This window comes from Sporotomaculum syntrophicum, from assembly GCF_009932395.1.
Lineage (GTDB): Bacteria > Bacillota > Desulfotomaculia > Desulfotomaculales > Desulfallaceae > Sporotomaculum > Sporotomaculum syntrophicum.
The window spans coordinates 870,874-893,698 of sequence record NZ_LSRS01000003.1 but is presented as its reverse complement, the minus strand read 5'-3'; the positions used below and the strand labels follow the sequence as shown (position 1 = coordinate 893,698).

At 44.0% G+C, this 22,825-nt stretch carries 21 protein-coding genes, 1 tRNA gene and 2 riboswitches; of the genes, 6 read left to right on the top strand and 16 right to left on the bottom strand.

What is annotated here, in order from left to right:
* Window positions 1–55 precede the first annotated feature (55 nt).
* Window positions 56–268 carry a biotin/lipoyl-containing protein gene (locus SPSYN_RS09210; RefSeq protein WP_161822147.1) on the bottom strand — a complete coding sequence of 71 codons (213 nt, stop codon included), beginning with the start codon at window positions 266–268 and terminating at the stop codon, window positions 56–58.
* A gap of 468 nt (window positions 269–736) precedes the next feature.
* Between SPSYN_RS09210 and SPSYN_RS09205 the strand changes: the two genes are divergently transcribed.
* The gene (locus SPSYN_RS09205) at window positions 737–1,159 is read left to right on the top strand and encodes a hypothetical protein (RefSeq protein WP_161822146.1); all 423 of its coding nucleotides are present in this window, start codon (window positions 737–739) and stop codon (window positions 1,157–1,159) included.
* Between the two features lie 281 nt (window positions 1,160–1,440).
* Here the strand turns inward: SPSYN_RS09205 and SPSYN_RS09200 are convergent, their stop codons facing one another.
* Window positions 1,441–2,313 carry a Rossmann-like and DUF2520 domain-containing protein gene (locus tag SPSYN_RS09200; RefSeq protein WP_161822145.1) on the bottom strand — a complete coding sequence of 291 codons (873 nt, stop codon included), beginning with the start codon at window positions 2,311–2,313 and terminating at the stop codon, window positions 1,441–1,443.
* Between the two features lie 280 nt (window positions 2,314–2,593).
* Here SPSYN_RS09200 and SPSYN_RS09195 point away from each other — a divergent pair, with 280 nt between their 5' ends.
* Both SPSYN_RS09195 and SPSYN_RS09190 read left to right on the top strand, forming a co-directional pair.
* Window positions 2,594–4,288: a sigma 54-interacting transcriptional regulator gene (locus SPSYN_RS09195; RefSeq protein WP_161822144.1), complete on the top strand. Its 1,695-nt coding sequence runs from the start codon at window positions 2,594–2,596 to the stop codon at window positions 4,286–4,288.
* A gap of 189 nt (window positions 4,289–4,477) precedes the next feature.
* Entirely contained in the window at window positions 4,478–5,116 is a 639-nt protein-coding gene (locus tag SPSYN_RS09190) for a phosphoribosyltransferase (RefSeq protein WP_243152978.1), read from the top strand.
* Here the strand turns inward: SPSYN_RS09190 and SPSYN_RS09185 are convergent.
* The gene (locus SPSYN_RS09185; RefSeq protein ID WP_161822143.1) at window positions 5,113–5,826 is read right to left on the bottom strand and encodes a DNA alkylation repair protein; all 714 of its coding nucleotides are present in this window, start codon (window positions 5,824–5,826) and stop codon (window positions 5,113–5,115) included. The two genes, SPSYN_RS09190 and SPSYN_RS09185, sit on opposite strands and share 4 nt — an antisense overlap.
* Complete coding sequence (nudC, locus tag SPSYN_RS09180) at window positions 5,798–6,598, bottom strand: NAD(+) diphosphatase (protein ID WP_161822142.1); 801 nt, start codon at window positions 6,596–6,598, stop codon at window positions 5,798–5,800. The genes SPSYN_RS09185 and nudC overlap by 29 nt, the downstream gene beginning before the upstream one ends.
* Window positions 6,599–6,871: 273 nt before the next feature.
* Here nudC and mug point away from each other — a divergent pair, with 273 nt between their 5' ends.
* Window positions 6,872–7,387, top strand: coding sequence for a G/U mismatch-specific DNA glycosylase (mug, locus tag SPSYN_RS09175; protein WP_161822141.1), 516 nt, complete (start codon window positions 6,872–6,874; stop codon window positions 7,385–7,387).
* 136 nt (window positions 7,388–7,523) lie between these two features.
* On the opposite strand, the gene SPSYN_RS09170 is transcribed toward mug, so the two are convergent.
* From SPSYN_RS09170 to SPSYN_RS09160, 3 genes are all read right to left on the bottom strand, one after another.
* Window positions 7,524–8,198, bottom strand: coding sequence for a flavodoxin family protein (locus SPSYN_RS09170; protein ID WP_161822140.1), 675 nt, complete (start codon window positions 8,196–8,198; stop codon window positions 7,524–7,526).
* A gap of 320 nt (window positions 8,199–8,518) precedes the next feature.
* Complete coding sequence (uvsE, locus tag SPSYN_RS09165) at window positions 8,519–9,487, bottom strand: UV DNA damage repair endonuclease UvsE (RefSeq protein ID WP_161822139.1); 969 nt, start codon at window positions 9,485–9,487, stop codon at window positions 8,519–8,521.
* Window positions 9,488–9,664: 177 nt separating this feature from the next.
* Window positions 9,665–10,456, bottom strand: a complete 792-nt coding sequence (locus tag SPSYN_RS09160; protein WP_161822138.1) for an alpha/beta fold hydrolase — start codon at window positions 10,454–10,456, stop codon at window positions 9,665–9,667.
* A gap of 208 nt (window positions 10,457–10,664) precedes the next feature.
* Here SPSYN_RS09160 and SPSYN_RS09155 point away from each other — a divergent pair, with 208 nt between their 5' ends.
* Window positions 10,665–11,261: a TetR/AcrR family transcriptional regulator gene (locus SPSYN_RS09155; RefSeq protein ID WP_161822137.1), complete on the top strand. Its 597-nt coding sequence runs from the start codon at window positions 10,665–10,667 to the stop codon at window positions 11,259–11,261.
* Window positions 11,262–11,306: 45 nt separating this feature from the next.
* Here SPSYN_RS09155 and SPSYN_RS09150 read toward each other — a convergent pair whose 3' ends face one another.
* Entirely contained in the window at window positions 11,307–12,239 is a 933-nt protein-coding gene (locus SPSYN_RS09150; protein WP_161822136.1) for a hypothetical protein, read from the bottom strand.
* 243 nt (window positions 12,240–12,482) lie between these two features.
* A riboswitch (molybdenum cofactor riboswitch) is annotated at window positions 12,483–12,599 on the top strand.
* Window positions 12,600–12,648: 49 nt separating this feature from the next.
* A riboswitch (molybdenum cofactor riboswitch) is annotated at window positions 12,649–12,770 on the top strand.
* A gap of 134 nt (window positions 12,771–12,904) precedes the next feature.
* Here SPSYN_RS09150 and SPSYN_RS09145 point away from each other — a divergent pair.
* Window positions 12,905–14,647: a sigma-54-dependent Fis family transcriptional regulator gene (locus tag SPSYN_RS09145; protein WP_161822135.1), complete on the top strand. Its 1,743-nt coding sequence runs from the start codon at window positions 12,905–12,907 to the stop codon at window positions 14,645–14,647.
* Window positions 14,648–14,758: 111 nt separating this feature from the next.
* Here the strand turns inward: SPSYN_RS09145 and SPSYN_RS09140 are convergent, their stop codons facing one another.
* The 8 genes from SPSYN_RS09140 to polA form a co-directional block, all read right to left on the bottom strand.
* Window positions 14,759–16,084 carry an SPOCS domain-containing protein gene (locus tag SPSYN_RS09140; protein WP_161822134.1) on the bottom strand — a complete coding sequence of 442 codons (1,326 nt, stop codon included), beginning with the start codon at window positions 16,082–16,084 and terminating at the stop codon, window positions 14,759–14,761.
* Between the two features lie 236 nt (window positions 16,085–16,320).
* On the bottom strand, window positions 16,321–16,632 hold the full coding sequence (locus SPSYN_RS09135; RefSeq protein WP_161822133.1) for a hypothetical protein: 312 nt from the start codon (window positions 16,630–16,632) through the stop codon (window positions 16,321–16,323).
* A 417-nt stretch (window positions 16,633–17,049) separates the two neighbouring features.
* A complete protein-coding gene (locus tag SPSYN_RS09130; RefSeq protein ID WP_161822132.1) occupies window positions 17,050–17,331 on the bottom strand; it encodes a hypothetical protein in 282 nt (93 codons plus the stop codon).
* Between the two features lie 248 nt (window positions 17,332–17,579).
* Window positions 17,580–17,662 (bottom strand) — tRNA-Leu (locus tag SPSYN_RS09125).
* A gap of 73 nt (window positions 17,663–17,735) precedes the next feature.
* On the bottom strand, window positions 17,736–18,308 hold the full coding sequence (locus tag SPSYN_RS09120; protein ID WP_243152977.1) for a lytic transglycosylase domain-containing protein: 573 nt from the start codon (window positions 18,306–18,308) through the stop codon (window positions 17,736–17,738).
* A complete protein-coding gene (gene coaE, locus SPSYN_RS09115) occupies window positions 18,274–18,891 on the bottom strand; it encodes a dephospho-CoA kinase (RefSeq protein WP_202623772.1) in 618 nt (205 codons plus the stop codon). Before coaE ends, SPSYN_RS09120 begins: the two co-directional genes overlap by 35 nt.
* Window positions 18,892–19,295: 404 nt before the next feature.
* On the bottom strand, window positions 19,296–20,129 hold the full coding sequence (gene mutM, locus SPSYN_RS09110; protein ID WP_161822130.1) for a bifunctional DNA-formamidopyrimidine glycosylase/DNA-(apurinic or apyrimidinic site) lyase: 834 nt from the start codon (window positions 20,127–20,129) through the stop codon (window positions 19,296–19,298).
* Window positions 20,130–20,131: 2 nt separating this feature from the next.
* Window positions 20,132–22,783 (bottom strand): DNA polymerase I, encoded by a 2,652-nt coding sequence (polA, locus tag SPSYN_RS09105; RefSeq protein ID WP_161822129.1) that lies wholly within the window; start codon window positions 22,781–22,783, stop codon window positions 20,132–20,134.
* Window positions 22,784–22,825: the final 42 nt, after the last annotated feature.

Here is a 22,825-nt window from a genome sequence, read left to right as displayed (position 1 = left end):
GCGAAGACGGCCGACACATTTTTTTCTTTACTCCGGCCGTAAAAAAAACAAAAAATTACTCCAGAGTCATGATTACTACTGAAGGGTCAATGTTGGCACCAGCTTCAGCTTTAATTTCTGCTACTTTACCATCAGCCGGTGCAAATACTTTAATTTGCATTTTCATGGCCTCCAGAGTAGCTACGGGATCATTTTTCTTAACGGTATCTCCAACTTTTACATCAACGGAGATTAATTTTCCAGCCATCGGGGCGTTAACGTTTGCCATTATATAACTCCTCCTTTCCTCTGATATTAAAAAAACAAAAAAACTTACCTGGTAAGGACAAATGCATGTCTCTTACTATTATTATGTCGGGAAATCCCCTTCCTTATCGCAAAAATAAAACACACCTGACTGATATACTACTTAAGCAACATTCATGCCAGTAGTTTAAAACCAGGTTTTAAACAATAAAGCTAGCGAAACATATAATATCCTGATGCATATTTGCATAATTGTATGCGTTTTTGCATAAACAATCTGCAGCTTAGCAACAGTATGTATCCAGCCTATATACAAACAGTGTTATTATAGCATGCTGGCTTGGCCTTGGGTAGCTATAATATATTGTGGGAATAATCTGCAGTTTTTACCCGTAATTCAAACCGGTTTTGGAGTAATAATTTTTGAAACAGGATTTTTATGCGCTGCGCCGAATTATTAGCAATTATACTATAATTTGAGGTGAGCCTGGTGGATATTCAAGAAAACATATTGTTTGAGACTACACAACCGCCTTTTATCGTAGATCTGAAAAGAATTATGATTGTCGGTATATCGTTGAATCTGATCTTTGCGATTTTTTATGTCTGGTCCTGGACCAGGTTTTTTAGCGTATTCGGATTATTTGCTTTTATGGATCTAATTACTTTTTATCTTCCCGCGGTAACAAGAAAATATATTATTACCGAGCGCTGTTTATATGTTAAAAGCTTGTCCGGTGTAAAGGAAATACCTTTCAGTGAGATTGGCGGTATTACGGCCGCTAAAGGGAAAATCCTGGTTGCTTCCTATAAGGGCCGTACACTTACCAAAATTAATGAAATTTTAATTAATCCGGCGGATCGGGCAAAATTCAAGGATATTTTATTTGAACAAATGGAAAAAAGCCAATAAGCTTAATCACAAATATGATTTTACCCGAAAGTGTCGCGGCTCAAACCTGGTATTTAAAATTCAAAGCCTCTTTCTGCCTGTGCTGCAAGAGGCTTTTTCGCATTTCATAAGTACGTTAACAAATGGGGTGTGAGGATAACTGCTGCTTAGGTAGAAAGCAAGGTGCTGGTTGAGTTAACCTCCGAGCAAAAGCTTTGTCTGGCGTATTTGCATCAGACCAGGCACATTAAACGCTGTGCTGCTGGTCTCGAGCGCATGATTAAAAACCCGTTTTTAAAGACCTATTTTTGTCGGAAGATTTTATATAGTTCTTCGCCTTGTGGTGCGGTGATACCGCCTTTTTCCAGGGCTACCTTGATGGTGTATTCACCCAAGATGCAGTATAGCTCCTGCAACTGGGGATCATGTTCCTGCAGGGCTCTGATGTGTCCGGCAATAGTGGGGGAGTCGCCTCTGGCTACCGGCCCGGTCAGCGCTTGTGTTGGACCTACCTTAGTGATATTGGCTACCGTCCCTTGCACCAATGGATATAAAGCTGCAAATGCCTCTTGGGGACCTAGCCCGAATTTTGTGTATAATACGGTAGCAAAGTGCATTAGCGATACTAGATAATTGGAGGCAATGCAGGCCGCAGCGTGGTAAATGGGTTTGTCGGCGGCGGAAATAGTGAACCATTTGCCGTTCAGGTCCTCAACCACTTGCCTGGCTAGGGGCAAGGCCTTTTCATCACCTTCCAGGGCAAAGTACGAACCGGGCAAGTTTTTCATCGCGGCCTGAACTTCGGCGAAGGACTGCAGCGGGTGAATGCTAACCGCCAGTGCGCCTGTTTCCCGGACACCCGTTAGTTCATCTGCCGAATGAGCTCCGCTGGTGTGCACTACAATTTGACTTGGCCGCAGAACGCCGGCTCCTGCAATCTCGGCGGCTACGGAAGCAATATTGCGGTCGGGGGTGGTAATAAAAACTAACTCAGCCCTAGCTGCTGCCTCATGGTTGCTCAACACAGGGCAATTCAACTGGCTGGCCAGCTGCTCAGCCGATGACCGGTTTAAGCTGGCTACGGCGGTAACGGGGTAACCTTTGGCTTGCAACAAAATAGCTAGGGCCGAGCCTACCTTGCCAGTCCCGATAAAGGCAATAGATGGTTTTGTCATGTTGTTGCTCCTTTATTCGATCTGGGGGAATTTTATCACATATCCATGCAGGGGGCAAGATTTGGCAAATTTCATGCCAATAATGTTTTCTAATTAAAATGTACTTGAATCCAAAAGGATGTGGTTAGACTATAACTGTCAGCTTAGGTATAAACTAGGCGGAAAGGGCTTAATAAGGCAAAATTTCAGTTGTTGTTGTTCCAAGGCAGGTTTTTTAGTTGTGTCCGGCGAATGTGAACAATGTCTACTTTTATCACACAGAAAAGGTTTGGTGTAAACATTGGGAACTGCAAAGCTCAAACTTGAAGACATTATTGACTCATCAAGCAATGCGGTGCTGGCTGTGAACGTTGAAGGCTTAATCATTTACGGCAATTACCAGGTGGAAAAATTCTTTGGACTACCGGTTCGGTTGCTCAAAGGGCAGCCGGTACATAAATATTTACCGAAAACCGGCTTGTTAGACGTTCTGTTAGGTGGCCATCCTCAGTTGGGGCGCCAGTTTGTGCTAAATGGCAGAATCTACCTCTCCAATTGCAGCCCCGTGTTCAATAAGGGCCGAATGGCTGGAGCGGTAACGGTAATTCAAGATATTACCGAAACTTCAAATGTTGAAAATACATTCGGACTTAAAGAAACTCTGGCCAATATTCTGGAGTTATCCAACGATGGTATCATTGCTATTGATAGAGACTATATTATTACCATGGTTAACCAGCCTTTTGCCAGTCTCTTTGGTAAAAAGGTGCAGGATTTAGTAGGTCAACACGTGCAAAAGATTTATCAAGGCGTCCCAATATTTAGCCGGTCAATAGAGGATGGTGAAACCGAGCACGGCTATGTTACGAACTTAAATGGTTACGAAATTACAGCTAACCGGATGCCCATCAAAAAGGACGGGCATATTATTGGTGCGCTAGGTATTGTTTCCCTTAAAACTGCTGATAAAGCTCTAGCGACTAAAACGCAGAAACAGCGTAACTTGCAAGAATACCGTCGGGAGGGAATTTCCTATAGGCAGCGGGTACCATCCATTTGCGACCGCATTATTGGCCAAAGTCCCGGGTTTATTGCCCTCAAAGAAACTGTTAAAAGGGTGGCTCAAAGCAATTCCACTGTGCTACTCAGGGGGGAAAGCGGTACAGGGAAGGAACTCTTTGCCCGGGCTATTCATAGCGAAAGTGGCCGTAGCCAGAGCCCGTTTGTTCGGGTAAACTGCGCAGCGATTCCGGAAACACTGCTTGAATCTGAGTTGTTTGGTTATAACGAAGGCGCTTTCACCGGCGCTCAAAAGGGCGGGCATATGGGAAAATTTGAGTTCGCCGACAAAGGAGTAATTTTTCTTGATGAAATCGGTGATATGCCCTTGATGATGCAGGCTAAGCTGCTGCGCGTGCTTCAGGAAAAAGAGATAGAGCGCCTAGGGGATACCAGAACTCGTAGGGTGGATGTGCGGGTTATTGCCGCTACAAACCGCAACCTGGAGGAAATGATTATTAACGGAGAATTCCGTGAGGATCTGTACTATCGGATTAATGTAGTTACCCTGAATATTCCGCCACTGCGCAGTCGGATTGAAGACATTGAACTGCTGGTTAATTATTTTATTAAACGGTTTAATGAAGATTTCGGCCTACATGTTTCCGGGGCGGATAAAGAGGTCATTGAAATTTTCAAAAACCAGCGGTGGCCGGGAAATCTCCGGGAACTCGAAAATGTAATTGAAAGGGCCTTTAATATTATCGATGGTGATATCATCCGTAAGGAACATTTACCCCTTTATATGCAAAATAGTCGAAGGCTGAAGGGGAAACGCCATAAAGGCGGGCTGTCGAAGCTTGTGGAAGATATTGAGCGGGAAGCTATTTTAGATGCTTTGGAAGCCTGTGCGGGTAATAAAAACCGGACCGCCGCTATGCTAGGCATATCCCGGGCAGGGCTGTATAAAAAGTTAAACAGGTATAAAATCTATTAGTAAGATAGCGCTTAGAAAATCGCTGGTCAGGTTCTTGCCAGCGATTTATTTCGTAGATGTCTATAGATAGTATTTGCTAATGTTGTGCATAAATTTTCAAAATATATATATTTTAATGGTAAAATACATAAACTTCTAATTGTATTTATTAACCTTGCTATTACTCTACAAAAATTGGAGGGAATTTTTGTGGAAAATTATATTTACCAAGACAGGATTCATGCCGGTGCGGTGCTTGCTGGTATTTTAAAAGAAAAGGATATTGCTGATGGCGTGATTATGGCTATACCAAGGGGAGGAGTAGTGACGGCTGCTCAAGTTGCGGAAGAGCTAAGGCTGCCGCTGGATATTATCATCCCCAGAAAAATTGGCGCGCCCTTTAATCCGGAGGTTGCCATTGGGGCAGTAACTCAGGACGGCACAGTTCTGTTAACCGAAAATAAACAGCTGTTGCAGTTTACCGGCAAAGGGGCCATTAGTGATTTTATCAAGCAAGAAATAAAAGAAATCAAAAGAAGAATGCAAGAATATCGAGGTAATACTGAATACCCTGAATATACAGGCAAAACGGTGATTATTGTTGATGATGGTATTGCCACTGGCTTTACCACCCGAGCCGCTATCATGTCCATTAAAAAAATATTCAAGCCACATAAGACAATTTTAGCAGTACCGGTGGCGCCGGCTGAGGTAATTGATATGCTCAGTACCGAGGTGGATGAGGTGGTCTGCCCCCTGGTGCCGGAGCCTTTTTATGCAGTCGGACAGTTTTATGCCAACTTTGACCAGGTTACTGATGAAGAAGTTAAGCAAATTATACGGCATTAAACCATACCTTTTAAGAATTGCTGGCGCAGTACCTCTTCGAATTTCTCTATAGCATACCGCAGCATTGTTCTGGGCATTTGCCGGTAGTGTACCTGTAGAAAATTGAACTCAACGGCAAAATCCCTGTTGCCAATCTCCCTTAACATCCAGCCCACTGCCTTATGTATTAAATCATGCTGGTGGTTTAACAGCATCTCGGCAATTTTCAAGGTTTCATCAAACCTGTTTTGCTTGATAAAGTAATAAGTGGCCATAATCGCTATCCTTTGTTGCCACAGGTTGTTGGAGTTGGCTAACTTATACAAAATTTCTTTATCCTTATCCAGCAGGTAAGCGCCAAGAATTTTATCTGCTGAGCTATCTACCAGGTCCCAGTTGTTAATATACTGGGTATTGGCCAAGTAAAAATCAACAACAGCTTGTTTATCCCGCTCGGCGGTTAGCTTCCCAAATTTGTAAACCAGTAGCAATAACGCTGTTAACCTGTACTCATGTACGGGAGCATGGAGCAGTTGCACTAGTTGCTCTAAGGGTATTTGCTGATAATACTTTTTAGCAACTTTCCTCTGATTAGGCACAGTAACCCCGATAAAGCTATCCCCGGCACCATAACCACCGGGGTGAGCCTTAAAGAACCTTGGCAAGTATTCTGCTTTCTTGGGATCAGCATAATGCTGCAATTCATCTTTTATTATTTGAGTATAGTCCATGTGTACCCCCCTGTAAAAACCACTCAATCAGACGTCCGGCAATTGTTTTGATGTTCGGGATATTTCCCGGCAGTTGGGAGCGTGTAAACCAATCCGCCGTGGCTAGTTCTGTGTTGTTTACGGTAATTTCACCGCTGGCATATTCGGCAGTGAAGCCGATCATCAGGGAGTCTGGAAATGGCCAGGGCTGGCTACCGAAGTAAGTGATATTTTTAACTTCAATACCAACTTCCTCTTTAATTTCTCTTTGCACACATGCCTCTAAAGTCTCTCCGGGTTCAACGAAGCCTGCCAGCACGCTGTAAAAACTAGTCGGGAAACTTATATTGCTAGCCATTAATAGCTGCTCATCTTTAACTACAGCAACGATTACGGCAGGAGATATGCGCGGGTAACTTGTCATGCCGCAGTTGGGACATTTTCTGGCCAGTTCACCAGCTTTATTTTCCATTAAACTACCGCATTTACCGCAGTACTGGTGTGTGCGTATCCAGTGTATAATTTGATAAGCGCGCCCGGCAATGCCAAAAACCTCCTCACCGGTTTTAAAAAATAGTTTTCTTAAACTCATGTATGCAAAGCCATCCGGTAGCGCTTCCGAAACCTGACTGAATTCTGCAGCATAACAAGGGGAGTTCTCCAAAACGCCGATTTGAACTTCTCTATCTATCTGAATTGCCAGCCTCGTTATATCTTTCTGTTCTGGGATAGCCACTTGATTATTATTCAATTTGATCAACATGTTGTTATTATTAAACAAAAACCATAACATTACATTAATCACCCATTATATTTTAACACATAGTTACTGGATTATGGGGATAGTGATGAAATATAACCTGTTGGCATAAACTCCGCCCGCAAGTTGAGGGGAAATGTTTATATTAGATAGACAATCTCTATCACAATCCGTAATGTTGATTATTTATTGTTAGTCCCGGTTCAATGCATTAAAATAAAATATAGAACTGGCAATCTGGCATTTATCCAGCAGCCTGACACTTGGCTCGTCAAGTAATTTTAATTATGTATGGGGAATATTGATATGTTAAAGCCGTTATCAGATATTCTAGAAAAAGGCTTGAAAATAATTTTTGTGGGTTATAATCCCAGCCTCCGCTCATCGGAAACAGGACACCACTTTGCTAACCCGAGCAACCGGTTCTGGAATATTTTGTACAGGGCGGGGTTAACACCGCGCAAATATAGTCCGGAGGAAGATGCCGGTTTACTTCAACTGGGCTATGGTATTACGAATATTGTGTCAGGTCCAACCCGGGCAGCCGCTGAAATTACGACCCAGGAATATCAGAAAGGCGCAGTCGAGCTGCGTCGGAAGCTGGCATATTACAAACCACATGTAGTGTGTTATGTAGGCAAGGGGGTATACGAAAAGTACAGCGGTCGGCGTAATGTACCCTGGGGTAAGCAAAAAGAACCTGTTGTACCCGGAATTACTGACTTTGTGGTCCCCTCTTCAAGTGGTCTGGTACGTATGAAACTAGATGATGTGGTAGCGATTTACAGCGGACTAAAGGAGTTATTGCGGGGTAGACCTTGATTTGGTCAGTTTTCAAAAATTGGACTAGGCCAACTGCTGAACCTGGCAGCATGGCAATGCTTCACATTAAACAGCCTTAGTCCGAAGGAAGTTCGAGCTAAGACTGTTGATTAGTTATTCTTTGGAACTAACTGTTTTATAACCAACCCTTTTCTTGCCAGTATTTATATTCCCAATTCCAGGCTTCCTGCTGTTGGCTAATCACATACCGGAAAAATTCTCTAAATTGATGGTGGACCTGGGTTTGTTCAGGAAATTCCTGCTTATGCTCAATCGCTCGGACCAGGGAAAGGCCTAATTCTTGCGCATTTTGCATTAAAGGGGAATCAAGGGGCAGCAAACCATCCAGCTCAATACCGCTGGCAATGCGTCCGACGCACTGCATGCCCGTATTTATTAAAGTTGCTTCTAGATACTGGGCAGTTTCATTTTCACCGGCACCGCCGGAGGTAGAGACCACTGCCCCGTATTTCCCAAGAAGCTTTTGGCAATGGATGGTCGGCCCGCCCAAGCGGTCAACCCACACTTTTAACTGAGCAGTTATTTGATAAATATAAACCGGGCTTCCTACCACTAATCCGTCAGCAGCAATAATTTTCTCCATCAATGGCTCAAAGTCATCCTTAAGGATACAGTAACCGATATGATGACATTTGCCGCAGGCAATGCAAAAATCCAGCTTTAGGTCGGTGATGTTAAGATATTCAGTTTCAGCGCCTGCTGCACCGGCACTGTTTAATATCTCCTGCACCAACTGCCCGGTACGGCTTTGAGATTTGCGCGGACTTCCGTTTAAACCAATAATTTTCATTTACTTAGCACCTGCCTATTAAAATTCATAGTAGACGATGTAACAAAATCCACATCTCCTCCATTATTAATTTAATTTGTATACCGGTTCCTCCTCAAACTGGGGACATTGTTTATGTCTATATTCAAAAAGTAAATCCAATATCCTTCCTTTTACATAAAATACAAAGTGAACAATCACTAAGCATATTAATTCAGCAGCAGCACCCTTTACAGGAAGCAAAAAATTCTGCTGAAATTGTTTTTGAGTTTCACAAACTGGAGGTAGGTGTTGCCAAGTTGCTTTAATACGCTGGTTGTAAGGGGCAGTTGGTGATTAGTTTAAATTCTGACACTTGCAGCGCTTACTGGTACAATACCCGGTAATTGACTTAAATCTTGAACTAGTTTAAACATGGCTTGGTCCTTTTGCTTGGCTTCAACCATTACATCCAAATCTATTGGCAATTCCCTCGCCAACTTAATAAAGTTATACACGCTGCCTGGCTCCACATAATCATGGTGGCCTCGAGAGTCAGCTTCACTTTTGGGACTGGATGCGTGAATTTTAGGCGGTAACCCGGTCTCCTGCCAGGTGTCCACAAATCCAGGATAAATATCTTCTAGGCGGCTATCTGTTTCGTGGTTACAGCTGAAGTGATGGATATCCAATACCATAGGCAACTGCAGTTTCTGGCATAAGCAGAGCGTGTCCCGGGCGGTGAATGTTTTGTCGTCATTTTCCAGGGCAATGCGTCTAGCTATATTTTGAGGAATACGGGCCCAGTTTTCAATGAACTTATCCAACGCAGACTTCTTGTTGCCATAACCGCCACCAATGTGAGTAATTAACTTGGCCTGGTCATTCAGTCGCATAACCTCCAGGAGCCTGCAGTGATGCATAAGGTCGTTCACCGATGCCTGGAAAACATCCTCGCGGGGGGTATTAATCAATGTGAAATGGTCAGGATGAAAGGTAACTCTCATTTCATGCTGTTTAACGAATTCCCCTATTTGCTGCAACTGGGGACTTAACTCTGTTAAGTAATCCCAGTCTGTTAACTCCGGGTGAGTAGCAAGTGGAATTATCTTTGAAGAGAAGCGGTATAACTTTACCCCGTTGACCTGGCAATGCCTGAGCAGGCGCAGTGTATTGAACAGGTTTTCCCTGGCTACCCGCTTAACCTTATCCAGCGCAGCTCCGGGGTTTTGCCGGGCAAGCTGTTGGTAATTCTTAAAGGTTACTGCTTTGGAAGGAGAGGCTTTCTCCTGCAATACCGACATGGCGACAAAGCCAAAACGAACGAGCATGAGGTCTCACCTTGTTTTAACGATTTATTCTTAATGTGCCCGAAAGGTAGGTGGTTATCCCATACTCAACCGGGGTTTTTTGGAGTTGTTTGGATCTGAGACTTGTAACCACCTTAATAATCAAGCAAAAGGGAGGAGCTCAAGGCTTGCTCTTCCGTTGTCTTAAGTAGCACCCGCCTAGCCGCGGAGAAAATCAATGATCATAGCCCAAGCAGCCGAGTCAAAATACCAGTCACCATGTCCAGACTCTAGCAGTTCGTAGCGCGCACCCGGTATTTGCTTGGCCAGCGCCCGGGTTATGTCTGGTGGGCAGCTGTTATCATACCGCCCGCCGATAACGAGGGTTGGAGCTTTAATCTGTGGCAGGCGGGCAAAGGTATTGTGTCTGAGTACGGCATATACCTGATTGTTATAGCCCCGAAGATGTTCCGGGTTAGCCTGTAGTGCCGCCAAAAAGGCCTTTGATTCCTGCTCTGCCTGGCTTACCAACTCCGGGTGGGCGGCTACCCAGGCCTTGTCTTTCCGACTATCCGATAATTTGAGCTTTTCGGCAGTAGACATTTCATTTAATTTGTCGATCACCTGGGGTCCAGAGTTTACGCCGCCCCCATTGGTAACGGACAGAACAAGTCGTTCCACCCTAGCAGGGTAGCGCAGCGCCAGTTCCTGAGCCACCATACCTCCCATTGAAGCGCCAAGGACATGGTAACGCTCCCAGCCTGCCGCCTCCGCCAGGCCGGCAGCATTATCGGCCAGTTCGGCAATGCTGCAGGGTTCTTGAGGACTATCTGATTCCCCGAGCCCTCGGGGGTCAAAGGCAAGTACAGTGAAATATTGAGGGACAGGGGTAGTGAAGATGCTGACGGGGCTCTTTAAATCGGCGCCTATGCCGTGAATAAAGAGGACACGTGGTCCTGCGCCACGAATTTCATAGTGCAGGTTAATACCATTAACTTGTGTGAAAGGCATTGTTTAATCACTCCTTGATTTTTTTCTAATGTAATTCCATATTGACCAAATGACTAATTAATAACATCTGGTCACCAAGGGTTGTAAAAAAATACCCCTCCTTAGGTGACCTTTACATTTGTTATTGTGGCTGATAAGATCATTATAAAAACTCGGTGACTTTTTGTCAATGAGTAGTCATAAAAATAAGGTCAAAGGAGTTGAGACAATGGCTAAGTTTACAGAAAATGAAAAGGAACAAATCAGACAATGTCTTTTAAACAAAGGTAAAGAGCTATTTATTAAATATGGCCTGGACAAAACCAGCATTGATGATCTGGTGCAAGCCTGCGGGATTGCTAAAGGCTCATTTTATAAATTTTTCTCCTCCAAAGAAGAGCTTTTTTATGTCATCATACAACAACAAGAAGAGATTAAGAACCGGTTAATCGGTGAACATATGCAGGAGAAACTCCCTCCTAAAGAGTTGATCTCTTCTTTCTTACATATGGCTTTTGCAATGGCCGATGAAAATCCTCTTTTGCAGCAGTGGTTTAAGGAAGGAGTAGCTGAACGAGTTAAACGTAAACTGCCAAAGCATCTGGTAAGAGATTTTTCACAAGATCATACCCAAGATGGGATTGCATTTGTTGAAGCTTTAATTCAGCGCGATGTGTTCAAAGAACAGTCTCCAGAAGTGATCAATGGGGTATTGCATGCCATTATGTTGCTCCGGTTACATAAGGAAGAGATTGGGGCAGAGTTATTTCCGAAAGTCATGAGCGTAATTATTGATTATATTGCCGAAGGTTTAACGAAAAGTTGATGAAACGACGAACTACTACAAGATAATGTATCTACTCATACCAGCTTAATGTTCTAGTGTTATCGGTTGCAGAGGATTGCCATCTAAAATATTCTCCACCTCTTCAAAGCCGGTTGGAAATGCGTAGTTGTACCGCGCGGGCAGGGCAAAAACGTATTTGTTATTGCGGCTAAGCTCGCTCGGTCCCATAGGTGCCGCGCCGATATGAAATTTTTCCTGCTGTAGTGAGTTCCACTGGTCAAGGGTAAATACCAGGATGGGTATGTCCTGCCGCTGGTTATGCTCAGTCCACAGGGGATGTCTGATGGAAATCATTGGTCCGGATGCGGCAGCTTCAGACACCTGCCCGCCAGGTGGAAAACCTTCCCACTGACCGGTGATTATCGTATAGTTTTTCCAGCTTTGCGGCAAGTAAAAATCGAACCCATATGGTATGTTTTTATAGACAATGGTGCTGGTTTCCTCGTATGCACCCAGCTTTACAGCATTAATTAGCCAGTGGTTATTAATTTTCTCTACCACGAGGGTAATAGGACGCTTGGCAGCAATTCCGCCGTTTTTCTTCTCCGTGCTGGTGATTTCAATAATTTCACCTTTAACCTCGTAGGACTTTTCCGATATTTTGTTAAACGATACAATTTCAATACGATCCGGCCACGGACTTGATACTAATCGCCCGGGAGCATTCTGAGGATCGCTTTGCCAATTGGTTAACAACTCGGTGGATACCAATCCGCTATAATTCTCATGCAAGCTTACTTGAACTAGATCCTCGGGTGCTGACAGTGAAACAGATTGCAATTTCCTGCCGAAATCTTTGACCAGCCCGGTAACCAGAGCCTCATCGCTTGCATTACTCGGCTGCTGGCTGTTGGGTGATGGTTCCACTATAGACTGTGTTTGGTTACCTCCGCCGGAACAACCAATCAAAGATATACTTAGTAAAAAGATCAGTGCCGGCAAAAGTATTTTTTTCATATTTATAACCATTCCTTTCGCTTCGTTTAAGGCACAAAACTTGATGAAATGTGTTCATCTACTTTTACTAGACGCCAAAACATGTCTTTTTGTTGCACTACTTTTAGCTTTGCTGCTGTTGCTTTAACGCCAGATAAAAAATTAACAAAATAGTTTGATAGCTAAGATTATTTATAATACAAACTATTCTTGACATTATTATTAAAATACTTTAATCTATTAATAAAGTATTATATTATTGGGTGTATTAAATATCTCCGAGTCTGGTAACCTGAACAAATGGTATGGTTGCTTGGCCATTGGGTACACAGGGAAACCGGTGTGCCTCCCATTGCGGAAAGGGGAATTTAGCTTTAGCAATTTTTTAAAGCTTTGTCCTTTTTTGCATATGACAAAGCTTTTTATAATTTTATAGGGTGCTCTCTGGAGCCATATAACCTAAAACTATTTCAGTCATGGTTTACTGGCCATTGGGCTCAACGGGAAACTGTTGCGCCTTCCATTGCGAGAAGGAGAGTTGGATTCGGTATGTAATGCCGGGCTAGCTTTGCTTTACGCAACCTCTGCCCGGCTTTATTTTTTTGTCGGTGCGATTAAATAAATCCGGCGAAGCGGTATCCGGGCAGTCTTAGGACCACTCAAAATTATAGAGGTTGGTGGAGTATATGAAAGCAAAAGAAATCATGGTTCCCATCAATGTATCATTGAAGCCTGATAGCACAATGAAAGATGCTCTGCTTGTTTTCCGAAGCACCAGGCTAACAGGAGTATCTGTCCATAATCAGGACGGGCGATTAATTGGTATGTTTACCCGCGATATTTTAGATGATTGTCTGCTAAAGGGAACCAGCCTTGAAACCTGTATTCAAAAATATTACCTTCGTGATATAATGTGCATTCGTGAGGATTTAACTATTAATAATCTTGCTGATATCATCAGCTGGCTGCGTAGCTCCCGTATTGAGCAGACCCCGGTAATTGATATTAATGGCCGGCCGGTTGGCATCATAAACCATACTGATGCGATCAATCAATTGCTTGACCACATTAGATTTACATACAAGGAAATAGCAGATATTTTTCAAAAAACACCGTGTGGGCTTGTGGCTACCGATGTACAGGGGAAAATAACTTTAGTCAGCGTGTATCTTAAACAGACATTCCCTGATATCCGGGTTGGCCAGCAGATTAAGGAATTATTAGCTGGTCTATCCTTTGACAAAATCATCAATGGGGTTTCTTGTGAGCCCCAAAAGGTCAAGCTTTTTTCTACAAACGTGATTGTCAATGGACTGCCGATGTTGCAAGGCGGCAGAATAAACGGTGCGATTTTGCTCTTGCAAGAAACTGCAGCTATTTCGGCATCTATTCACAGCAAGAAAGAAGACAACAGGCAAGAATTATCTTTGGTGAATAAGATCACAGACAATAACCAGCTATTTAAGCAAAACGGCACCAAGTATACAATTGATTGTTTCATTAGTCAGAGCCCCTGTATGGTCAAAATTAAGAGTCAAGCTTTGCAAGCTGCAAAAAGCTCTTCCACGGTGCTTATATGTGGTGAAAGCGGAGTTGGGAAAGAATTATTAGCCCAATCGATTCATAATGCCAGCAATCGTTATAAACGTCCCTTCATCAAGGTAGATTGTACAGCAATTTCTGCAGGGATTGCGGAAATAGAATTATTCGGTTACGAAGGAGGGGCGTTTACAGGCGCTCTCAAGCATGGAAAACCGGGTCAATTTGAGCTGGCTGATGGTGGCACAATTTTCTTTGATGAAATTGGCAGTATGCCATGGTCTTTGCAAGGAAGATTACTGCGGGTGCTCCAGGAGAAAGAAATTGAACGGGTAGGTGGGATCACAACCAAGAAAATTGATGTCCGTATAATTGCTGCAACAAACCAGGACCTGTATAAGCTTACTTTAGAAGGGCGGTTTAGAAAAGAGCTTTATTATAGGTTAAACGTTTTGGACATCACTATACCTCCATTGAGAAAGCATATTAAAGATATTCCTTTATTGGTCAATCACTTGGTAGACAAGTATAATAAAAAATATGGAAAACAAATTAAAGGCGTTTCGGATGATACCATGGTTTTCTTTAAAACTTATCAATGGCCAGGAAATATTGGGGAACTGGAAAATGTTATTGAACGAGCCATTGCAGGCTGCCACCTTGATTTGATTCAAATTGATCTTTTGGGAACTACTGCCTGGGAGCAAAATAAAAGACTGGAACACATTATCTTAGCCGAATCAACCAAAGAAATGGCCAGAGAAGCTCAGAAAAAAGCTATTGCTAATGCATTGAAGATTACCAAGGGTAATAAGTCAAGGGCCGCTAAACTGCTTGGTATTAGCAGAACTACTTTATATGATAAATTAAAAACTCAGATAACTATGTAACTAAACCAATATCTAGATACGTTAATTCAGTACAACCTCATGAGTAGTTAAAGACCGGTTGCGTGTACCGGTCTTTATTATTTTCTACAAGCCTCTGGGAATTGAAGTATTTTAGGTAAACTGTCCCATGCAGATCAAACTAACATTGGTAATGACTACAGCGCTGGTGTTTACAGGTTTGCTTTGCGGCGGCTTAGGTTCAGGTTCGCATGGCGGTGGTACAAAAGGTGGTTTCGGTTCGCATGGCGGTGGTACAAAAGGTGGTTTCGGTTCGCATGGCGGTGGTATAAAAGGTGGTTTCGGTTCGCATGGCGGTGGTATATAAGGTGGTTCAGGTTCGCATGGCGGCTCGTGCGGTGGCACAAAGGGTGGTTTTGGTTTAAATGGCGGGGGAAGCCACCCCCTGGTCTGGTTTTCGGAATTAAGAGGTTCAAAGCTAAAGCGCACCAGTGCTTCCCTGGTTCCCTCGGGCGTCCGGCCATTAAAACAAAAATTAGTGAAGCTGCCATCTGAAATCTGGCTGGCAGTCCAGCTTTTGTTTTCGTTGGCGATTACTTTACCAAACTCGTCAAGTAATACGACTTCCGCTGTAAGGGTATAAGCAGCCATTCCTTGCTGCGCTTTCTGGTAATCCGGAATTTCTTTAGCATCAAAGCAAAAGCGATACTGGCTGTTGGGGGCGACACTAGGATAAGAACGGGTAATGGTTTGGAACAAAACTGCTGGTTTGCTGGGATCAGCTCCCAACAGGGCACTACCATAGCGCAGGATGTTGCTTCCGTTCCAAAATATGGGGACAGTATTGGTAGCCCAAGCTTGAATGTTACCGTCCTTAAGCAGATTTACATTGGCCGGACAACTGTCATTTAACTGCGGGCAAACCTGCACAAAAATTTGCCTTTCTTCCACCACCTTGACCTGGAAAATCAGCAACCCGGTTTGAGATAGCCTGGACCCATTCCTTAAATCCCAGCGCATATCGATGGCCTTGTGGTGTAGCTGGATGAAAACATTATCCTCGTTAACAACAGGTTGTGGCACTTCTAATGTTGTATCCTTTGTAAAAGGGATGTCTTCTCCCACATGTTTGACGTGGTCGTTCTTATCTACATAATAAATTTGTTTATGCAGTGTCCCGCTGATCAGTATTTTTTTTACTACAGGCTGGCGATGTGTGCTCCAGTGCCAGCCGAATTTTTCCCAGCCTTCTTCTTCGATAACACTGATCCACCTGTCTCCGTTCTCATGCACAAAAACCGGCCTGGCCTCAAAGTCCTGCAGGCGCGCGTCAATGTGATCAATTTTTTGGGCTGATTCGGGTAAAGTTAAAACGTTGTCGATAATAACTTGCACTTCTGCTTCTGCCAGCACTACAGGAACCTTTATTTTTACGCATAGAACATTATCTGGTTCATTGTAGAAATATTGAATAGGCATATATCAATCCTCCCTCCTTATAACCAGGGAGCGTTGCTCAAAAAAAGCCCCCTCTGGTTAATGCAGTGCTAATTAAATATATGCAAAAGCAATTATTTTTGTGCAGGATGTGTCATAATCGCGACAGTTTAGGTAGGATTGTAGCTCCCTTGAAATAACAAAAAGTCGGGGGGAACCCGGCTTAATTAATGAGCGACTAATAAATTAAAAGCAATTCTCTTTAATTGAACATTTAGTCATTTCCGCGTATTTAAATCCACGTAAACAGCTATCTCCTCTGGATTGAACTCGGCTGCATAATTACCTTTGGCTACATTAAGATCAAAATAATTTAATACACCCTTGGCGCCGATTTTATTTTTGGTAACCTTCATTCCAGCTTCATCTACGCTCCTAATGCGCAATTTATTCGTTTCTTTATCATAAGCTATTTCAACTTGATCGCCCTTAAGTAGGCCTGCTATTTTTGTGCCAAGTCTTATATGATGTTTAGTAATTGCAACTATATTTTCACTGGTTGACCTTGGCCGATATACTTCAAAAGCCACAATGTATTCCTCCTTATATTCAGTTAGTTCATGTAATTATACTATATGTATCTGCTGGCTACCACATGCATACAAATATGTATTATGTATGGAAGAATTATCTTAAATTAACCGGAAGCATCGATGCCCAGTTAAGAAAATCTACTAACCGATAAACTGAATATCTTGGCCTGTTCATACTTGTTACTTGCGTTAAACTTATCTGGAAAGAAAAAGAAGACAGTATTATTGCAATTAGGACAGGTTTATAGACACGGCCCAGATCGCCCGTAGGTTATCGTTGTGGATATACTTTTCATTCAATGTGCAGTGTGAATCAGTCATTAATTATTAGATATAATTTGACCTGGTTAATATAAAACCTATTTTTAATGCTACGGTGTAACGATAAATTGCAAGTTATAATATAACTCATTGTTAGTTTAATAATTCAAAATCAATATATTCCGTATTACTATAACCTTCGGCATCACATTGAAAGGCATAACAAGTGAAATCATCCAGACTGTCAAAGAATTTCTGGTCATTTTCCCGGGTAATAACCTTCTCCCTGCCGCTGTAATGAAAGTTTTCCGGAGCCCCGAATATAGGATGAGTACGAAAGTCAAATTCGGCATGGCCTGCTCTTGCCAAGTAGCTTTGCAATTGGTCCCGAGTTTTAAAGCGCAAATAGGGTTTTGATGAGTTGTCTATGTTCAAAAAATCCCCTCCTGACTGTATAATGCCAATTTTGCGGCCAATTTAATCGTATGTTTGTAGGCAGGCTTAACAAATATGTCTCAAGAAAAAATTTATTGTTAGAGACTTTTCTGCATAAGTTGCATAGTTACAGATAATCGCGTATGTTGCTTATTTGACGATTATCTTTTATGCATCCGTTCACCAAATAAAAAACCGAACGTGATAATTTCACGTTCGGTCTCGTGCCCTTATTTTTCGGGCTTTTCTGGTGTCGGAGACGGGACTTGAACCCGTACGGTCACCCATACGCCCCTCAAACGTACGCGTCTGCCTATTCCGCCACTCCGACATATGCGTCATGCAAATAAAATTATATGATTCCGGCACCAGTTTGTCAAGGGTGTATATTTAACCAATCATGGTCACTGCCTGTCGTAGAGCCAGGTATAGATCCGGTAATGCCACAATACCTTGCTCACAAAGTTTTTGGTTTCCGGGAAAGGAATAGTTCTGATGTCCGATAGTTCTCCGGATATCTTATTATCTTGCAACCATTTTGTTACGTTTCCGCGTCCGCCATTATAGGCAGCCAGTGCGATTATTTTATTGCCGGCAAATTCATCTTCTAAATTGGCGATATACCAGGCACCCATCCGAATATTGGTTGTGGGGTCGAATAGCAGGTCCGAGTGGTAGGGGTAGATATTGATTTGCCTGGCTATCCATTCACCGGTCTCGGGCATAATCTGCATTAGTCCTCTAGCGTCTTTCGGTGAAACAGCATTCGGGTTGAAGCCGCTTTCCGTTTTCATGATGGCAGTTAAAAAATACGGGTCGATATCATTTTCGGCGGCATATTTAAATACTTGGTCGCTGAAATGCATGGGGTAATACAGCTTTACGATGTTAGTAAAGTTAAAAGCTACAACCAGCACTAGTAAAAATATTATAAATCTGAATTTATTTAACTTGCGTCTGCGGGCGGTCAAGCACATCACTCCATATTTGCCGCACTTGTTTTATGGTGTTCTCGGGATTACCACTGTTGTCGATAATCCTGTCTGCGTAAGGAATCTTGTCCTCCTGGGGCATCTGGGAGGCCAAACGACTGGATACCTGTTCTTCAGTTGCCTTATCCCGTTTCATCACTCGCTGAATTTGGGCTTCGCTGTTCACAGTGACCAGCCAGACTTCATCCACTAACTTATATAAACCTGTTTCAATAAGCAGCGGGGCTTCGATAATCAGCAGAGGAGTATCAGGTTTGCTTTTATAATCAGTCATTGCTTTTAATAATTCGGTCCTGATGATTGGGTGTACAATTGCATTGAGCTGTTTTAATGCCTCGGAGTCGTGAAAAACAATTTCCGCCATTTTTAATCGGTCAAGAGTGCCGTCTGGGTTTAGGATGTCGGCACTAAAATATTGGACGATTTGCTGCAACCCAGGTGTCCCCGGAGCCACTACGTCCCTGGCCACTTGGTCTGTATCGATCACACGGGCGCCAAGCTCTTTAAAATAACGGGCTACACTGCTTTTACCACTGCCGATGTTTCCCGTTAAACCAACGATCAACATATGATATTCCCCCCGAAATGCAATTATTATTAATTTTCCCGGGTTTAAGTATGGTCCTGCTGGTTTGGTTTAGATACAACATATATTAAAGAAAATTTTTGTCCCGTGCAAGGTGAACAGGTAATAGCTAGTCTACTAAATAATGCTATATTAATGTTGTATGATAAGTCTAGTTAGTTATAAGCTGAACCTAATGAATTTTAAAGAATACCATGACAATAAGAATGGAGCCGGTTAATGATGTCATACTTGTCCGGGTGTTCCCGGATTACTCTCGGAAATTTTGCAGTACCAGTCCCAGCTTGCGGATATGGAGGCGGTATTAAATGGTCTGTTACCCTGGTATAGTTAGCTTTGGCTCAATACTATGGTGATGGGTAGAGTGTGTACCTGGTGCGGAGTGGCTAGTTATGCTCTCGCTGGCAGACGGGGCAGAAGTATGAGCTGCGCCCGTTTATTTTGATGCGAGTGATAGTTGTACCGCAATGTTTACACGCGGAACCTTCGCGGTTGTATACTTGCAGCAGTTCCTGGTAGTTGCCCTTGCGGCCATCTCCGTCCACATAGTCTCTAAAGGATGTGCCCCGGTTTTCGATGCCCTCCTGCAGGACTTCCGTGATCGCGTGATATAGTTTGGCTATCTCCCGGGGGGACAGCGAATTGGCGATGCGCTGGGGATTCAAGTGAGCCCGGTACAGGGCTTCGTCGGCGTAAATATTGCCCAGGCCTGCAATAAAGGTTTGGTCCAGTAGCAATGACTTAATGCGCACGCGTTTGCGTTTTAGCTCCCGCCGTAAAAAAGTTTTGGTGAACTCCCGTTCTAAAGGCTCAGGTCCCAGGTCTTTTAAACCTTTGACCTGGTTCAAGGCCTGCTTGGGAGCAAGCTGCAGTCGTCCAAATTGCCGAATATCGTTAAAACGCAGTTCATTGCCGTCGCTAAGGGAAAAGACTACATGGGTATGCTTGGCCAGGGGTTCGGAGGGCTCAGTATAGACCAGGCGTCCGGTCATGCGCAGGTGGATAACCAATACATTATTACCGGTTAGATACAACAACAGGTATTTGCCGCGCCTGCCCAGTCGGGTAATCTTACTGCCTGTAATTTGTGCACTGAACTCTTCCGGGCTGGGATCCCGAATGACTTTGGACATGATTATCTCGACATCGGTTATGGTCAAACCGGTTATTTTTTTTCCCAGGGTTCTTTTGATGGTTTCTACTTCTGGTAGCTCAGGCATGTTTATGTCACCTTTCTGACGTCATACCAATTGGGTCCTAGTTTTAAATCCACGACTAACGGCACATTAAGCTGCAGCGCATTTTCCATGTATTCTTTTACCAGGTCCTTGACTACCGGCAGTTCCTCCGCGGGTGTGTCAAATATAAGTTCGTCGTGCACCTGTAAAATCATTTTTGTGGCCAAGCATCTGCTTTTTAATTCACGATATATTCTAACCATTGCCAGCTTAATTATGTCTGCTGCGCTGCCCTGGATGGGCGTGTTTATGGCCGTGCGCTCGCCGAAAGCTCTGGTTACCCGGTTGCGGCTTTGCAGGTCCGGCAGGTAGCGACGCCGGTTAAGCATGGTTGTGGTGTATCCTTTTTCTCGGGCTTCAGCAATTTTACGGTCGATAAAATCTTTAACGCCGGAGTAACGCTCAAAATAGCTGCGGATGTATTTTCCGGCTTCAGCCCGGCTGACTTTAATGTCCCTAGCCAGGCCAAAATCGCTGATCCCGTACACAATGCCAAAGTTGACTGCCTTGGCACGGCTGCGCATTTCCGTTGTCACTTGCTCCAGGGGTACGTTGAATACCTCAGAGGCTGTGCGGGTATGGATATCCTGCCCTTGTATAAAAGCACTAATCAAGTTTGGATCCCCGGACAGATGGGCCAGTATGCGCAGCTCAATTTGGGAGTAATCGGCTGTTAGGATCAGGTTGCCCGGCTGATGTGGAACAAATACCCGTCTGATTTTACGACCTTCTTCCATCCGAATGGGGATGTTTTGTAAATTTGGGTTTGAGCTGGACAACCTGCCGGTGGCAGTAACATTTTGGTGAAAGGTAGTGTGTATTTTGCCGCTAGTAGGGTTAATCAGTCCGAACAGACCGTCAATATAGGTTGATTTAAGTTTAGCCAGCTGGCGATAGTTCAGAATTTTATCCACGATCACGTGCGCGGAGGCCAGCTCTTCCAGCACCGAGGCATCGGTAGAAAAACCGGTTTTAGTTTTCTTGAGCACCGGCAGACCCATTTTGTTGAATAATATATCACCCAGCTGTTTGGGGGAATTAAGATTGAATTCCTCGCCGGCCAGCTGGTAAATTTCCTGCACCAGGCTATCGATTTGCTGTCCCGTTTCTTCTGCCATACTGCATAAGATCTGAGGATCCACTGCAACCCCTTCCATTTCCATATCGGCCAGCACTGTCACCAGCGGCATTTCAACTTCGTAATACAGTCGGTCCATACCGGTGTCCACCAGCTTTTGGTGCATCAGCTGCTTTAAGCGCCACAGTATGTCTACGCGTGCTGCGGTTGCAGCTTCGCCTGCAGTGGGCAAAATCAGCTGCAGGTACTGCAGAGCCAGATCCATGAGCGTATTTTGGGAGACGCTGGGGTTTAATAAGTAATCGGCCAGCAGCAGGTCGAATTCTAGTCCCTGCAGGGAACGATTATGACGGTGCAGTAGCCACAGAGCTTCCTTACCGTCGGCGCAGATGATTTTTATTTGCGGATCGTCGCAAATGTCTAAGATAGTGTCCAGTGCCTTGGCTTGTTCCTGTACAGGCAATATGTATACAGTACCATCGTCGGTGGCGGCTAGGGCAGCATAGCTGATGCCGGTCTGCCGGCTGCCTGCAAGCTCTAGCATGACCATCCCGGACGTAATGGCCGCCTTCCTTACCTGTAGCAGTTCTTCTGGTGATGACACCTTTTGGTATTGCACAAAATATGTGTCTAGTTCATCCTGCTCAGCGACTGTCTGCTCAGGGGGCTTATCGTTGTTATCTCGTTCGTTTGCTTTATTGATAATATTGTGGATAAGAGTTTTAAATTCCAGCCTGCTAAATATATCTAGGAGTGCCGGGTAGTCAGGTCCCCGCCATTTAAATTGTTCAATTTGTACATTTAAGGGCACCTGGCGTTCAATGGTGGCTAATTTTTTAGATAACAAGGCCTGGTCCCGGTGTTCGACCAATTTATTTCTCCAGCGGGCGGGCAGCTTGTCAACGTCAGCAATTACATCCTCTAGGGTTCCGTGTTCCTGAATCAGCTTCAACGCTGTTTTTTCACCGATACCTGGTACACCAGGAATATTATCGGAAGTATCCCCCATCAGCCCTTTGATATCGATGATTTGCACCGGGCTGACTCCGTAACGGTCCCAAACCCGCCCTTCATCGTATTCTTCCATTTCTGTGATGCCTTTTTTAGTGAGTAGCACGCGCACACGGGGGGAAACCAACTGCAGGGCGTCCCCGTCGCTGGTGAGTATAACTGCCTCTAAGTCGCTGGCCTCGGCTAAGCTGGCGAGGGTGCCGATAATATCATCCGCCTCAAAGTTGTCCAGTTCCAGTATGCTGATGCGCATGTGACATAGTACTTCCTTGAGCAGCGGGAACTGAGGCCGCAGCTCGGGCGGGGTGGCCATGCGGTTAGCTTTATAAGCTGCATAACTATCATGTCTAAAAGTGATTTTGCTTTTATCAAAGGCTACGGCAATATAATCGGGCTTTATTTTTTTCAGCACTTTAAATAGCATATTGGTAAAACCATACACGGCGTTAGTCTCCGTGCCATCGCTGGTGCACAAATGGGGAATAGCATGAAAAGCCCGATGGGCCAGACTGTTGCCGTCTATGATTAAGAAATTATTCGGGCACATAAGGCACCTACCTTTTAGTAAAATACTGATTCTAATCAGTAT